This window comes from Staphylococcus sp. 8AQ (assembly GCF_902506595.1).
In the GTDB taxonomy this organism is placed as follows: domain Bacteria; phylum Bacillota; class Bacilli; order Staphylococcales; family Staphylococcaceae; genus Staphylococcus; species Staphylococcus pasteuri.
Genome location: NZ_LR733871.1, coordinates 2,355,119 through 2,368,760, shown reverse-complemented (window position 1 = coordinate 2,368,760; position 13,642 = coordinate 2,355,119). Strand labels below are relative to the sequence as shown.

Below are 13,642 nucleotides of genomic sequence, written 5' to 3'. Positions count from 1 at the left end.
AAGTCTAATTAATTTATTTCATGATTTAGTAACGAATCTAATTTGGGCTTTTGTTGTTTTAATGAAGTTTGGCTTAAATCTATAAAGTGGGATTTCTGCCACTGTTGTGTTTTGTTTGCACTTGTATTTAAACCCGTTTCCCAAGTAGGATACACTCGAAAAGCCATTTTACCTTTATGGTTTATATCGCTTAAGATACCTTTGGTTAAAAGCGTCTTCTTATCAAAAACAAACATTCCATTAAGTTCCTGATCAATAATGTGAATGATTAAATAGTCACTCATTTTATCCAAATCTATTGGTATATTTTGATTATTTTTATCCTTCTCCCACAGAGTTACAAAATAGCCCTTTTTCTTTGGTGTCTTTTTGCCCAATCTACTTTTAATACGATATTGAAACAATTCAAATTCCATCGCTTCATATTCTTGATTCCATTCTTCGACTTTGATTGTACTTATTATTTTAGTTTGATAAATATTTTCTAATTCTTGCAATGGTGTTATTGACTGAAATGATTCAAGATTTTTTGTCATTTGCTTTACCTTTATTCCTTTTATTAATTTCATTACTTTTATAAATTAAATAGCCTGCATTTATTACTGCAACGATAGCGATGATAATAGCTAAAATTAAATGATTAAAAGTTACTCCTAAAGCAATCACTACCATTAATAATACATTTAATAAATTCGAAATCATAAATCCTTTATTTTCCATATTGAATCGCCCCTTTATTTAAAATTATTCGTGAATAATAATACCTTCATCCGTAGTTTCAATTGTAGAATTTTTAGGTGCCTGTATCATTTTAATCACCCAATAAAAGTCACCAACGCAACTACCAGCATGGAATGTCGCAAAAAATAAGAATAAAAATTTAGGTAATACTCCTGTATAAAGTGCAATAATTAAAATCATAGTTATAATCATAAAAGGTGCGATTGCGCTTATTAAAAAAGTCATTGGTGTAAATTGACCACCGGGAATTGCACAATAAATCATTCCACTTGAGTAACCAAAATGCACTTTTTGATGAGGTGAAAATAACTTGAAAAAGATACCATGTATACACTCATGAATAGTAAATATTAAAATATATAAAATAATAATACTCAATATATTAATTATGGCCGAGTCATATAAAAACTTTGTGGTTGTACTTTTTTCTATCAACCAAAATATAAGCCCAAAGCCAATAAAAGATATAATCATACACTGAGAAAACTGTTTCATTAAATTTTCATTATTCAATATATCAATACGTTGCAATCATACTCTCCCCTTTGTTTATATTTTGCATTTCATTGTTATATTCAATATACATGATACATGTCATTTTGACAAATATACTTGTCAAAATGACGCGATTAATATACACTAAAATCAACAAGGAGTTGGTCCACTTGAGAAATCGACTTAAGGAATTACGGGCTCGTGATGGTTATAATCAAACACAATTGGCCAAACTAGCAGGAATATCGAGACAAACTGTGTCTTTGATAGAAAGAAAAGATTTTACGCCATCAGTGCTCACAGCGTTAAAAATCGCCAAAATATTTAACGAACCTGTTGAAAACATCTTTATCATTGAGGAGGAAGATTTATGAAAGTAGGTAGATATCTGTTACTAGTTTTACTTGGAGGTATTATCGGAGGAGCTGCTGGCTACTTAATACCAACCCTTAATGACATGGGTTTCTTTAATAAAATTCTTTTTACCAATCAAAATTCTATTATGGTTGTTTGTTTCATCGCGACATTAATTAATATTATCTTAACTGTAATTTTGTACAGAGAGTTAAAAAATTCTGTTTATTTTAAAAATAAACAATCCTGATAATAAATATAGCGAAGATGAATCCGAAGAAAAATCTAATTTGAAATTTTTAAATGCCAGTTTTATATACTACTTTCAAATTTTAATTAGTTTAATCTTTTTATTAATTCTTGTTATAGGAAATATTAAAGATATTTATGTATTATTTGCTATTATCCCATATATGATAACAGTCATTCCTGCTCTTCTAATAGGGTTATATGCCAGAAAAGTCGATGAACGTTATCCAAAACTAGGAGAACATAAATATACTGAAAAGTTATTATCAATTATGGACGAAGGAGAGCGTCACATAACTCTTACATCAATGTTTAAAACTTATCACATTAATTTAGTTCTAATCATTGTATTTGCTATCTTTTTAGCAATCCATTCAATAAGCTCTGGTATTAATCAAACAATGGGTGTAATATTTCTTATTGTTTTATTTATATATAATGCATTTGGCTATCTGTCTAAAGTTAGAAAATTTTATAAATCTTAAATGTAATTACCATACTTTTAAATATATTTTAGAAAGTGAGGCATATTCATGGAACAACTTTTAAATGTTCAAGATCTTAATAAGTCTTATAAAGATTCAGAATTTCGACTTTCAAATATTAATTTGTCGATTACACCTCAAGAAGTTGTAGGATTAATCGGTAAGAATGGCTCAGGGAAGTCTACCCTCATCAATACTTTAGTAGGCAATCGTCATAAAGATACAGGAGATATTTATTTCTTCGACCAAAAAATTTCAAATAATGATCTTTCATATAAAGAACATCTTGGTGTCGTCTTTGATGATTTACGCGTACCGAATAAACTTACTTTAACTGATATAGATAAAGTCTTTAGTAATATTTACAAAACTTGGAAAAGTGATCGTTTCTTTTCAATAATTAAGCAGTTTGAATTGCCAACTAAAAATCAAATTAAATCATTTTCAAGAGGTATGCGTATGAAATCTGCTTTAGCTATTGCTTTAGCTCATGATAGTCATCTACTAATACTTGATGAAGCAACAGCAGGTATGGACGCTTCAGGTCGTGAAGAAGTCATTGAAATATTAGAAGATTTTGTAGCTGAAGATAATGGTATATTAATTTCTTCCCATATCTCTGAAGATATTGAACAATTAGCCACTAAACTCGTATTTATGAAAGATGGATGTATTATTTTAGAAGAAGATAAACGAACATTACTTGAAAATTACGGAGTTTTAGACGTTGATGAAGAGCAATTCAAAGTACCTAATGAAATGATAGTTGCATCTCGAACACGACAAAATAGAATAATCGCATTAGTTAATAATTATCATCAAATTGAAGGTGCAGAGCCACTTTCTAGCATTGATGATGCGACAAAAATTTTAATGAGAGGTGAACAATAATGAAAGGTCTATGCCTTAGCATGCTTTATACAGCAAAAAAATCATTAATCACTTATTTCATTGTTTCTATCGTTGTATCTTTATTTATGGCTTTAACAAGTCCATTAATATCTTGCTTTATTTCAATGTTATTTCTCATTTCACCAATCTCAGATAATTTAAAACATGAAAAAGAATCGAAATGGATGTATTATGTATCAACATTACCTACAGGTCGTAATCTTTATATCAAAAGTTACTTTCTTTTAAATTGTATTTTAATAGTAATAGGACTAGTAATTGGTACAGTATCACTTACGATTATTAATCATAATCTAAATATAATCATAGCATCTGCTCTTATTGGCATAGGAGCTGCTGGCACATATGCTGTCGCATTTCCATTAACTTTTAAATTTGGTCCTGAAAATTCAAATGCTGTTTTAACAACAACGGTTCTTATTGTAATGCTATTCTATTTCATTGTAGTATTTGCCTTTGTATTCCCTGGTATGGGTGGTGCAGATAATATTGAAAATGTATTAACACCTTTCAATCAAGTTGTACTAATCATTTATGCATTATTTGGTATTATGACAACAGTAATTTCATACATTTTATCTATTAAGATTTTCAACAAGCAAGATTTATAAAATCAAAGACTAGGTAAGATTGGGCTAACCTTATGATTATGCCCTAATCTCGCCTAGTCTTTTTTCTATGATTGCCATTCTGATTTTAATAAACTATATACATAACTATCTGTAAATTTTCCTTGTACACATTCTTCACTTCGTAATTTTCCTTCTTTTGTAAATCCTAATCTTTTTGGAATAGCTTGGCTTTTCGTATTTTCCACTGAAGCTCTAATTTCCACACGGTTTAAATCCAACTCATTAAATGCATAATCAATAACCGCCTAAGTACATTGCGTCATAATTCCTTTTTTCTGATGACTTTCACCTAAATAATAACCAATAGAAGTTTTTCTATTAACAGTATCGATATAATGTAAGCCAATCACACCAACTAATTCATTTTCTGACCAAATGCCACAGTGGAATCCATTACCACTAGCAAATTGTTGTAATGCTGCTTGAATAAATTTCTGACTGTCTTCAACTTGATTTGTATATGCTACAAAAGGTAACCATTTTGCTAAATACGCTCGTGATTGATCTATAAGTTTAAAAAGTGCATCCGCTTCTCTTGTTTCTAATATTTTTAAAGTCACTTCATCGTTTACCTTAAATCCAAACATGCTTTACACTCCATTTACATTATTGTCACACAATTCTGTTAATTATCAACATTTTAACATATGCTGTGGATAACTCAAATTACATATCAAACCCCTAATATAACAGTGTTTTAAAGAATATCAATCAAAATCTATCCACAGCCGTGCCAATTATCCACGCCTATAAAAAATCTCCATAATCAATTCATTGTTTACATAAAAATGAATCAACTATGGAGATTGTTAACATTTAATTTGGAAAAGTATCTGGATTAAAACCGCCTTCCCATTTGCTGATAGGCCAATACCTAAACATAACTTTTCCTACAATCTGCTTTTTATCAATTAGCCCAACGTCATATCTACTATCTATACTGTTCTGTCTATTGTCCCCTAATACTAGATACTTATCTTTAGGAATTTTAGCATGCCCTTTAGCACCTTTCAGTGTCTTGGAATTAAAATCTTCTGTTAAATATTTGCTTACTTTATTCTTTTTATTTTCTTTCAAATAAGGCTCTTTTATTTTTTTATCATTTATATATAGTTGATCTTTTTTATATTTAACAGTATCACCAGGTTTACCAATTAACCGTTTAATATAATCTTTTTTAGCAGTAGCGTGAAAAATAATAACATCCCCTGAATCAATGTGATTCAATGTTTTCGAAATTTTACTCACTATAACTTTATCTCTATCTTCAAAAGTGGGATGCATTGATTCTCCCGATACCGTATATGAAGTACCGATAAATACAGTTAGAATGATAGCTATGATAATACCTGTCGCTAAGGCAATAATCCACTCAACTAATTCTTTTCCCATATAAGCTCTCCTCGCATTTATTAATCACTATTCCACAACACCATTTTTTATTTTAATGTGCTGTCCTTTTTGCACTTTGTCGTACTGTTTTTTAGGTAAAACAACAATACGTTTACCTTGTTTAGTATCAACTGTAACGGTATATAATTTTTCTCCGTTTTTCATTTGATGCTTCAACTTAAATTAAATTTTCATATGTAAAATCAATTAATTCTATCATTACATAACTTAATTATTTATTTCAATTATATTTACAAAAACTAAACTTTTATTTTTTATTATTAGTTAATCCTCTATAAAAATTCACTATCCCTTCCCTCTTAAATCTAACCTTTCAATGCTGTAAGTTTGGTAGCGTATTTTGTAAGTTTAGATAAAGGCTGGAAGATCTTATTACTCCTAAAATTAAGATATAAGCAATAAGGAGTGATAACATGTCAATTTTACAAGTCGATCATTTATCAAAAATTTATGGTAAGAAGAAACAATATCAAGCATTGAATGATATTAATTTTTCAGTTGAAAAGGGAGAATTTGTAGCAATTATGGGGCCTTCAGGGTCTGGTAAAACAACATTGCTCAATGTTCTTAGTTCAATTGATACAATTTCAAGCGGTTCAGTCATTGTTGACGGTCACAATATTAGTCAATTAAAGAATAAACAACTTGCACAATATCGTAAAAAGTCATTAGGATTTATTTTCCAAGATTACAGTGTATTACCAACACTCACGGTTAAAGAAAACATTATGCTACCTTTATCAGTTCAGCATTACGGCAAAAAAGAAATGGAACAATCTTATCAAGAAGTCACTGAAGCATTAGGTATTCATGACCTGGGAAATAAATACCCAAGTGAAATATCAGGAGGTCAACAACAACGAACAGCCGCTGCCAGAGCATTTGTGCATAAACCGAAGATTATTTTTGCCGACGAACCAACTGGTGCATTAGATTCGAAAAGTGCGAAAGATTTACTCAACCGTCTTGAAGAAATGAATCGTACATTCCAATCAACAATTATTATGGTCACACATGATCCAGTCGCAGCGAGCTTTGCCAAACGTGTCATTATGTTAAAAGACGGACATATTCATTCTGAAATAAACCAAGGAGAAGATTCTAAACACGATTTTTATCAAAACATTATTCAACTGCAATCTTCTTTAGGTGGTGTAGCGAATGTCATTTAATCAAATTACACTCAAAAATTTAAAAATGAATATAAAGCATTATGGGATGTATTTATTTTCATTGTTATTGAGTATCATATTATATTTTAGTTTTACGACATTACAGTTCACTGACAGTATTAATAACGATCAGTCTTTAGCTATTATTCGAAAAGGTGCATCAGTCGGCTCAATATTTTTATTTATTATGATCGTGATTTTCTTAATGTATGCTAACCACCTATTTATTAAAAGACGTACTCAAGAATTTGCATTATTTCAGTTGATAGGTCTTACTAGAAATAATATTTTAAGAATGCTTTGTGTTGAACAAATCGCTATTTTTGTAATAACTGGATTATTGGGCATCGTTTTAGGTATATTTGGTTCTCAATTTTTACTATATGTTGCATCTAAGTTAATGCATTTAACAGTAAAATTATCTATTAATTTTGAACCTATGGCTTTAGCATTAACATTATTTTTAATACTCACTGCTTTTATACTTATTTTATTTCAAAGTTATTTATTTTTGAAAAAACGCAGTATATTGGCATTGATGAAAGCCCGCCGTCAGACTGAAACAACAAAAGTTAAAATTACATTTTTAGAAGTATTAAGCGGTATATTAGGCATTGTCATGATAGCGTTCGGTTACTATATAGCGACTGAAATGTTTGGTACATTTAAAAAATTAACATTTACTATGACTTCACCGTTTATCATTTTATTTTTAACAGTCGTTGGCGCCTATTTATTTTTCAGAAGTTCTGTATCACTCATTTTCAAATCAATGAAACATTTCAAAAATGGTCATGTATCTATTACGGATGTCGTGTTCACAGCTTCAATCATGCATAGAATGAAGAAAAATGCGATGTCGCTTACTGTTATTGCAGTGATTTCAGCGATCACGGTAACTGTCCTTTGCTTTGCGACAATAACTCAGGAAAATAGTAATAATACTTTCCAAACAATGTCACCACAAGATTTTGACTTTTCATCCAAAAAACAAGCACAACAATTCAAACAGCAATTAGATAAAAATCATATCGGATATAGCACTAAAACGTATGAGTCTATTTCAGCCGAAACAATAGAAGATAAGGTGATGACGTTAAAAGATGATAGTAAAAGTATGTCTGCCAAAAACGTTTTAGTACCTAATGATCAACTTAAAGGCACCAATGCAATTATTACAAATACTAAAAATACACCAGGTATGATGCAAATTAATTTAAATAAGACCATTACTGTCGAAGGTAAACAACAACAAACGTTTAAAGTAACAAAAGAGGATAAAGAAACAATGCTTCCCCTTGATTTGACGACTAATATGCCAGTGATTGAAATTAGCAGGGCCGAATTTAATAAATTGAAGACAAATGACATCATGCAAAATATGTATGGCATCAATATCAAAGATCATACTGATATGAAGAAAGCAGCAGCTATTGCTAAATATATCAATCCTGAAATTCAACCACGCGATGAAGTTAAAAAACTTTTAGATTCAACCAATGGCATATTAATCTTTGTCACATCATTCCTAGGTTTATCATTCCTTATCGCTGCCGGTTGTATCATTTATATTAAACAAATGGACGAAACCGAAGATGAGATTGATAACTTCCGTATTTTAAAACGAATTGGTTTCACTCAAATGGATATGTTGAAAGGACTCGGATTGAAAATTATCTTTAATTTCGGTTTACCACTTATCATTGCTTTATTACACGCACTTTTTGCAGCAATTGCGTTTATGAAATTGATGGGTAACGTCTCTTACACACCTATTATTGTCGTAATGGTCGTATACTCACTCGTCTATTTCGCATTTGCACTAATTGCTTTCATACATTCAAATCGCATTATTAAAAAAACGATATAAATTAAAGGAGAGATTTATAATGAAATTCAAAGACTTAATCAAACAATCATATGAGGATTTAAAAAATTTAAAAGTGAACTTATTTAATGTGGTGATGCTCACACTTATAATCATAGTATTAAGTAGTGCTATCACGCCGATTGCAGGTATTCCAGTCGGATTATTAGGTGGCGCTTACTTCTTAAAACGCAGAGATGAAAAAAAGGATTTATAATATAAAAAATGTGTGTGCTCGTTATTCATTGAGCGCACACGTTTTTTTGATTTGATCACATTTTATAGCTTGGAATATTTAAATATATAAACATTAGCTACCACTTTACATGTTTGTTATATTGGGATTATTAATACATATTAAGGAGTTTCCTTATGAATCAATATCAAGAGTTTTTAAATCATCCTGATAGTTTTATCTTTATATTGTTTATATTTTATCTTATCGCAAGTTTATTTTTCTTTACTTTAACAGTTTTCATAGGTTTAAAACCTGTATCTTTTAAAGAAAAAATCATAACAATACTTGTTTTAACAATTATTTTGACACTTACTTTAACGGGTTTGTCCTACGTTATCATTCATTAGTTGTCATATATTTATGCTACTTGCTATTTAATAAGCGAGTAGCTTTTTTTAAATCAATTTAGCTGTGATTGTATTTATAACTTATATATAATAAAAAAAGCCTATGTCCGCTGAACGGGCGTACATAGACTTAAAAAAAACAAGATTTTTTACCTAACAAACTACTTGTAGTATAACACCATTTTTATAAAATGTATATAACAACTTAATTTAAGCGTAAAAACAATTTGTTCTTACTTTTGATAATTAAACAAATTAAGTTTTTTACAGATGCAAATTATTAAAATAATAATAATTCATATTATATACCCGCTTATCTCAAATCTAATCATTAAGTTACAAAATTTTTGAATTAGATGTCATATCAAGAGGATAATATGAAGATTGGAATTATATTATATTTCCTAGAAAAATCTAAAATTTTAAAAATATATGAACGATAAATTTAAAATTTTTACCGTATTTTGTAAAGTAGTTATAAATAAAATGTTAAAATTTAATTTTATTTTATGAAAATACTAGATTTTTATATTTCATTTATGTTACATTTTTATTACAGAACGAAATAATAAACATTGAGGAGATGGATTATCATGAAACGTAAGGTATTCACAAGCTTATCAATCTTAGCATTAACAGGATCGATTGTAACTTTTGCACCTGCACATGCAGCAACAACGCAATCTCAAGATAAAGCACCAACAACTCAAAAAGCACAACAAAATGACAAAAAACAGTTAATTAAAGATGCTTATAATATGGCTGCTAAAAAATTTAATTTCGATACTAATCGCTTAAAAACAACTGGTGACATTAAAGATAAAGGGTATTATTACGAAATTCCTTATTTCAATACAGATGGTGTTGGTGGATTACATATCATTGGTGTTAATAAAGCCAGTGGCAAAGTTACAATGTATGAAAATAGTACACCTATGGACCAAGAATATGTTGGAGAAATAGATCTAAGTAAATATAATTTAAAAGACCTTTCAAAATAAACTGTATTCCTAAAAAGCGTGAACCATTTTAATGTTGGTTCACGCTTTTATACTTTATAGATAATCTGCAAATTTTTCTCTATATTTCATATGTAAATAAGACCCTATTATAAAAATAATAAGTAATACTATTAAATTATAAACAGCAAGTTTCCAATGAGACATTAGAAACCAATCGTGATAGAGAATGGAAGATCGATATCCTTCGGCAATAAAGTAGATTGGATTTAATTTTATAACACCTAATACAACCTTATTTGTCGGCAAATATAGAATTGAAGATATAAAAAAGACAATTCTCATTAATGCTTGAATCATCATTTGAGTATCTCTAATTATGATTCCTAAAGTAGATGTCAATAATGCCACTCCCATAGTAAAAATTAACGTATAAGGAATGAACAATAATAATTGTAACGTATATATAGTAGGATGATATCCACCTACAAAACAAATAAGCATGACTATAATCAATAGTAGTAAATGTGAATAAAACCTACTCACAACTAAATAACTAGGTACAATAGATAATGGAAAGTTCATCTTAGCTACTTGGTTATACTTTCCTGTGATGGCTTTTGTTCCTTCTAATATGCCTTGGTTGATAAAAAACCACATACTAATTCCAACTATAAGCCAAAATATAAATGGTATGCCTTCTACTAAACGATTACTTCTAAAACCTAAACCAAAAACAAATCAATATACCATTATTTGAATAGTAGGATTAAGCACTTCCCAAAGTGTACCTAAATAGTTATTTTTATTCGAAATCTTAATCTGAAACTCAGCCAATCTCTTTATTAGATATATATTACTGATATGCTCTTAAATAATATATAATGGTGCAATCATTTTATAAAATGCCTTTCTTTAAAATATATATTAATCTTTCATAAAAACAACTTGAGATATTAACAAAATATCCCAAGTTTTATTTAATAACTTATATATTATTTATTTTTCACAAAGATTTTAACATATCCTCAATTTTAATGGAAAATAATTTATAACTACTTAGTATTTAAAATTTCATAGCCAATTACATTTCTATTAATAAATTCTATATGTTTGACCTGTTTGAGCACCTTCAACACTTTTAATAAAAGCATTAGCCACTTTTTCTACAGGAACAGCTGTAAATCCTTTGAAAAATTCTCCATATTTATCTAGAGCTTCTTCCACTACATTAGGGCTTACATTATTAATTCTTAGTCCACGTTTCAATTCAACTGCTGCAGAGGTAACAAAGCCTGCGACACCGCCATTAGCCATCGCTGCAGAAGAACCTAAACGTATAGGATCATCCATCATAATACCAGATGTTAAAGTGAAACTGCCATTTTCATTTAAATAATGTTGTCCAATTAATACAAGATTAATTTGACCTAATAATTTGCTTTGAATTGCTACATTATTATCTTCTAAAGTCATATCAGAAAGCGCTTTGAAAGTTGCGCCACCTGTCGCACTAACAACTGCATCTACATTATCAATATCTTTATACATTTTTTCAATTTCTTCTGGAGAAGTAATATCTAATTGATAATCACCAGACTGACTTCCTACTTCAATGACTTCATGATGATTATCTTTAAGTTTCTTTGATACACTTTTACCTATTGTCCCTGTAGCTCCAACAACAATAATTTTCATTATAATCCTCCTAATTTTTATGAATTAAGTCTAGAATTCTTTAAAATGATATATATTTTTAACATAACAAATTATTATATACATAAAAACAGATATTGAACTTTTTAGTCCAATATCTGTCTTATTTATTTAAGAAACTATATCATTTAATGAATTGATTTATTTAAGATTCACCATTATGAATACCTACTTTAGTGATATAACCATTGTTCTCTAAGAATTTAACACTTTTTCCACCAATATTATAATTGTATTCATTTCCTTGAGCAGAGCTAGCAGGTTTTGTATCAGGATTACCATATACTTTAAGCAATTTTGATTTAGATACAACGCCATCTTTTAGATCAAACCATATTCCATCTGCTTTATGTTTACTAGCTAAATAAAATTGTTGATCATATTTTTTTATTGTTTTGTCACTATTTTTACTATTTTCGGTGATTTTATAACCATTGATTGTTAAATTGTCATTTTTAAGTGCATTAATAAAGTTCTTGTCTAAAATAAAATTACTTTGTGAGGATGTGTACCCTTGATAATTATAATAAGGTTGTGTTGCTGCATGTGCTTCGTTACTTTGTGGTGTTTCTACTGAGGCGCCGATTCCGAATACTGTTCCTACTGCTAACATTGATCCAACAACTGCTTTTGTAGTCTTTTTCATATTCAATCTCTCCTCTTTGTTTTTTGAAATGCAATACAAATGCAAGCGATTACATTTCGATTACATTATTACACAAAAGTTACAACGTTTCAAATTACACATTCCTTGATTCTGTATTCTAGATACATCACTCTCAAAAATAATATAAATATTTACATATATAGGAATGGATTATATAATAAGGGTGTAAATTGTTTCTCTATTTAATAGAGAGCAACAAATAAAAAGCACAAGTGCTACCAACACTTGCGCCTATGTAAGCCCGTTAAAAAGACGGTAGCTTTTGAAATTGCCTATTTAGACCATCTAATTGCTAAAGTTGAGATGGTCTATTAATTTTGCTTACTACTAATTAATATTAAGCCAATAATCGTTAAAACGACCATCAGCATTTCATAATCAGTCATGCTACTCCTCTCTAGGAGTAAAAACCAAAATCATAGGCATCACCCCATTTTTTTGAGATTAGCCGCCACCATTCAATTTGCTTACTTTAATTATTATACAATAATAGATAAAATAAATCTTATAATTTTATTCTATATTTTACGCTCTTAATAACGGTACTTATAACTCTTCATTTCTATTTTTTAAATATTTTAAAAGGTCTCAATCGAATCAAAATTTTCCCGTTATGATTACGCTTATCCGTTATTACATTTACAATAGATTGTGCCCCTTCATTGACTGTACGCATGAAAAAGCCTTTTTGGTTATTATTTAAATCAGTTGTAATACTGCCAGGCATGACTCCAAATATTTCAACAGAAATCTTATGTTTCTTAAAATACTTCGCAAATAATTTAATCATTGAATTGAGTGCCGTTTTCGTTGTCATATAACTAAATGGATGGAAAAAATTACTTGGTTTAGTAGGAATGGTTAAATTGAGTATTCTCCCTTTATTGCGTGCTAGGATTGGCGTGAACGACTTAACCATTTCAAAGTTTCCATAGACATTGACCTCTGTCAGTGATTTTAATTCTTCAATATCTACATCTAATGGAGATGCTTCCATATTTCCTGAAATGCCCGCATTATTAATAAGTACATTTAAATCAGGATGCTTAGTTTCAACATACTTCGCTGCTTCGTGAATAGTCGTTAATCATTTAAATCAATTTTGATCCATTCCGCATTAATACCTTTTTGTTGTAACGTCTTTACCGCTTCAGTAGCTCTTACTTCATCTCTAGCACCTAATAAAATAGTCCATCCTTTGTTTCCTAATTGTCTCGCCGTTTCAAATCCTAATCCTTTATTCGCACCTGTAATTAATACTTTTTGTGTCATATTAAGTCTCCTTTTTCATGACTTATCTCTTTAAATTTACATTACTACAATATTGCTTTATTAACTAGACACACCTCTTAATATAATAGCTGACAATGATACTTTCATTGTTAAAGAAAAAAT

General features: G+C 29.3%; 19 protein-coding genes and 2 pseudogenes. 10 read left to right on the top strand and 11 right to left on the bottom strand.

The genetic code is table 11. The annotated features are described in order from the left end of the window. Positions 1-8: 8 nt before the first annotated feature. Genes GVY01_RS11570 through GVY01_RS11560 form a run of 3 tightly spaced genes read right to left on the bottom strand, consistent with a single transcriptional unit; the run spans position 9 to position 1,119 of the window. Positions 9-536, bottom strand: coding sequence for a MepB family protein (locus tag GVY01_RS11570; protein WP_017636691.1), 528 nt, complete (start codon positions 534-536; stop codon positions 9-11). After that, positions 520-720 (bottom strand): hypothetical protein, encoded by a 201-nt coding sequence (locus GVY01_RS11565; protein ID WP_017636692.1) that lies wholly within the window; start codon positions 718-720, stop codon positions 520-522. The genes GVY01_RS11570 and GVY01_RS11565 overlap by 17 nt, the downstream gene beginning before the upstream one ends. Positions 721-744: 24 nt before the next feature. Further along, a complete protein-coding gene (locus tag GVY01_RS11560; protein ID WP_236549875.1) occupies positions 745-1,119 on the bottom strand; it encodes a DUF3267 domain-containing protein in 375 nt (124 codons plus the stop codon). Between the two features lie 287 nt (positions 1,120-1,406). On the opposite strand from GVY01_RS11560, the gene GVY01_RS11555 reads away from it, so the two are divergent. From GVY01_RS11555 to GVY01_RS11540, 5 genes are read left to right on the top strand one after another with little or no spacing between them, the layout of a single operon-like run. After that, a complete protein-coding gene (locus tag GVY01_RS11555) occupies positions 1,407-1,610 on the top strand; it encodes a helix-turn-helix transcriptional regulator (RefSeq protein ID WP_017636694.1) in 204 nt (67 codons plus the stop codon). Then, positions 1,607-1,840: a DUF3169 family protein gene (locus tag GVY01_RS12655; RefSeq protein ID WP_119483229.1), complete on the top strand. Its 234-nt coding sequence runs from the start codon at positions 1,607-1,609 to the stop codon at positions 1,838-1,840. The genes GVY01_RS11555 and GVY01_RS12655 overlap by 4 nt, the downstream gene beginning before the upstream one ends. 40 nt (positions 1,841-1,880) lie before the next feature. Beyond that, positions 1,881-2,324, top strand: coding sequence for a DUF3169 family protein (locus GVY01_RS12650; protein ID WP_231290201.1), 444 nt, complete (start codon positions 1,881-1,883; stop codon positions 2,322-2,324). A 48-nt stretch (positions 2,325-2,372) separates the two neighbouring features. Continuing rightward, positions 2,373-3,215, top strand: coding sequence for an ABC transporter ATP-binding protein (locus tag GVY01_RS11545; protein ID WP_017636695.1), 843 nt, complete (start codon positions 2,373-2,375; stop codon positions 3,213-3,215). Further along, the gene (locus tag GVY01_RS11540) at positions 3,215-3,847 is read left to right on the top strand and encodes an ABC-2 transporter permease (protein ID WP_017636696.1); all 633 of its coding nucleotides are present in this window, start codon (positions 3,215-3,217) and stop codon (positions 3,845-3,847) included. Before GVY01_RS11545 ends, GVY01_RS11540 begins: the two co-directional genes overlap by 1 nt. Before the next feature lie 65 nt (positions 3,848-3,912). Here the strand turns inward: GVY01_RS11540 and GVY01_RS11535 are convergent. From GVY01_RS11535 to GVY01_RS12575, 3 genes and pseudogenes are all read right to left on the bottom strand, one after another. Further along, a pseudogene (locus GVY01_RS11535) lies at positions 3,913-4,455 on the bottom strand (GNAT family N-acetyltransferase). 229 nt (positions 4,456-4,684) lie between these two features. Continuing rightward, positions 4,685-5,260 (bottom strand): signal peptidase I, encoded by a 576-nt coding sequence (lepB, locus tag GVY01_RS11530; protein ID WP_017636699.1) that lies wholly within the window; start codon positions 5,258-5,260, stop codon positions 4,685-4,687. A 27-nt stretch (positions 5,261-5,287) separates the two neighbouring features. Then, entirely contained in the window at positions 5,288-5,425 is a 138-nt protein-coding gene (locus tag GVY01_RS12575; RefSeq protein WP_017636700.1) for a hypothetical protein, read from the bottom strand. 269 nt (positions 5,426-5,694) lie between these two features. On the opposite strand from GVY01_RS12575, the gene GVY01_RS11525 reads away from it, so the two are divergent. From GVY01_RS11525 to GVY01_RS11505, 5 genes are all read left to right on the top strand, one after another. After that, positions 5,695-6,453 carry an ABC transporter ATP-binding protein gene (locus GVY01_RS11525; protein ID WP_017636701.1) on the top strand — a complete coding sequence of 253 codons (759 nt, stop codon included), beginning with the start codon at positions 5,695-5,697 and terminating at the stop codon, positions 6,451-6,453. Next, the gene (locus GVY01_RS11520) at positions 6,443-8,323 is read left to right on the top strand and encodes an FtsX-like permease family protein (RefSeq protein WP_017636702.1); all 1,881 of its coding nucleotides are present in this window, start codon (positions 6,443-6,445) and stop codon (positions 8,321-8,323) included. The genes GVY01_RS11525 and GVY01_RS11520 overlap by 11 nt, the downstream gene beginning before the upstream one ends. A gap of 19 nt (positions 8,324-8,342) precedes the next feature. Further along, a complete protein-coding gene (locus tag GVY01_RS11515) occupies positions 8,343-8,537 on the top strand; it encodes a VraH family peptide resistance protein (protein ID WP_017636703.1) in 195 nt (64 codons plus the stop codon). A 155-nt stretch (positions 8,538-8,692) separates the two neighbouring features. Further along, positions 8,693-8,905 (top strand): hypothetical protein, encoded by a 213-nt coding sequence (locus tag GVY01_RS11510; RefSeq protein WP_017636704.1) that lies wholly within the window; start codon positions 8,693-8,695, stop codon positions 8,903-8,905. Between the two features lie 593 nt (positions 8,906-9,498). Continuing rightward, a complete protein-coding gene (locus GVY01_RS11505) occupies positions 9,499-9,906 on the top strand; it encodes a hypothetical protein (protein WP_017636705.1) in 408 nt (135 codons plus the stop codon). 54 nt (positions 9,907-9,960) lie between these two features. Here the strand turns inward: GVY01_RS11505 and GVY01_RS11500 are convergent. The 5 genes and pseudogenes from GVY01_RS11500 to GVY01_RS12740 all read right to left on the bottom strand — a co-directional run bounded on the left by GVY01_RS11500 (position 9,961) and on the right by GVY01_RS12740 (position 13,519). Then, positions 9,961-10,728: pseudogene (locus GVY01_RS11500) on the bottom strand (ABC transporter permease). Between the two features lie 231 nt (positions 10,729-10,959). Next, the gene (locus tag GVY01_RS11495; RefSeq protein WP_017636707.1) at positions 10,960-11,562 is read right to left on the bottom strand and encodes a short chain dehydrogenase; all 603 of its coding nucleotides are present in this window, start codon (positions 11,560-11,562) and stop codon (positions 10,960-10,962) included. A 163-nt stretch (positions 11,563-11,725) separates the two neighbouring features. Then, positions 11,726-12,226 (bottom strand): immunodominant staphylococcal antigen IsaB family protein, encoded by a 501-nt coding sequence (gene isaB, locus GVY01_RS11490; RefSeq protein ID WP_017636708.1) that lies wholly within the window; start codon positions 12,224-12,226, stop codon positions 11,726-11,728. A gap of 583 nt (positions 12,227-12,809) precedes the next feature. Continuing rightward, on the bottom strand, positions 12,810-13,271 hold the full coding sequence (locus GVY01_RS11485) for an SDR family NAD(P)-dependent oxidoreductase (protein WP_258221625.1): 462 nt from the start codon (positions 13,269-13,271) through the stop codon (positions 12,810-12,812). A 59-nt stretch (positions 13,272-13,330) separates the two neighbouring features. Then, positions 13,331-13,519 carry an SDR family NAD(P)-dependent oxidoreductase gene (locus GVY01_RS12740; RefSeq protein WP_258221623.1) on the bottom strand — a complete coding sequence of 63 codons (189 nt, stop codon included), beginning with the start codon at positions 13,517-13,519 and terminating at the stop codon, positions 13,331-13,333. Positions 13,520-13,642: the final 123 nt, after the last annotated feature.

What these genes read in the sequence shown, in the direction of transcription:
- GVY01_RS11570 (WP_017636691.1), bottom strand. Translation starts at nt 536, where the DNA reads ATGACAAAAAATCTTGAATCATTTCAGTCAATAACACCATTGCAAGAA.
- GVY01_RS11515 (WP_017636703.1), top strand. Translation starts at nt 8,343, where the DNA reads ATGAAATTCAAAGACTTAATCAAACAATCATATGAGGATTTAAAAAAT.
- isaB (WP_017636708.1), bottom strand. Translation starts at nt 12,226, where the DNA reads ATGAAAAAGACTACAAAAGCAGTTGTTGGATCAATGTTAGCAGTAGGA.
- GVY01_RS11565 (WP_017636692.1), bottom strand. Translation starts at nt 720, where the DNA reads ATGGAAAATAAAGGATTTATGATTTCGAATTTATTAAATGTATTATTA.
- GVY01_RS11540 (WP_017636696.1), top strand. Translation starts at nt 3,215, where the DNA reads ATGAAAGGTCTATGCCTTAGCATGCTTTATACAGCAAAAAAATCATTA.
- GVY01_RS11510 (WP_017636704.1), top strand. Translation starts at nt 8,693, where the DNA reads ATGAATCAATATCAAGAGTTTTTAAATCATCCTGATAGTTTTATCTTT.
- GVY01_RS11505 (WP_017636705.1), top strand. Translation starts at nt 9,499, where the DNA reads ATGAAACGTAAGGTATTCACAAGCTTATCAATCTTAGCATTAACAGGA.
- GVY01_RS11545 (WP_017636695.1), top strand. Translation starts at nt 2,373, where the DNA reads ATGGAACAACTTTTAAATGTTCAAGATCTTAATAAGTCTTATAAAGAT.
- GVY01_RS12740 (WP_258221623.1), bottom strand. Translation starts at nt 13,519, where the DNA reads ATGACACAAAAAGTATTAATTACAGGTGCGAATAAAGGATTAGGATTT.
- GVY01_RS12655 (WP_119483229.1), top strand. Translation starts at nt 1,607, where the DNA reads ATGAAAGTAGGTAGATATCTGTTACTAGTTTTACTTGGAGGTATTATC.
- GVY01_RS12575 (WP_017636700.1), bottom strand. Translation starts at nt 5,425, where the DNA reads ATGAAAAACGGAGAAAAATTATATACCGTTACAGTTGATACTAAACAA.
- lepB (WP_017636699.1), bottom strand. Translation starts at nt 5,260, where the DNA reads ATGGGAAAAGAATTAGTTGAGTGGATTATTGCCTTAGCGACAGGTATT.
- GVY01_RS11495 (WP_017636707.1), bottom strand. Translation starts at nt 11,562, where the DNA reads ATGAAAATTATTGTTGTTGGAGCTACAGGGACAATAGGTAAAAGTGTA.
- GVY01_RS11525 (WP_017636701.1), top strand. Translation starts at nt 5,695, where the DNA reads ATGTCAATTTTACAAGTCGATCATTTATCAAAAATTTATGGTAAGAAG.
- GVY01_RS11520 (WP_017636702.1), top strand. Translation starts at nt 6,443, where the DNA reads ATGTCATTTAATCAAATTACACTCAAAAATTTAAAAATGAATATAAAG.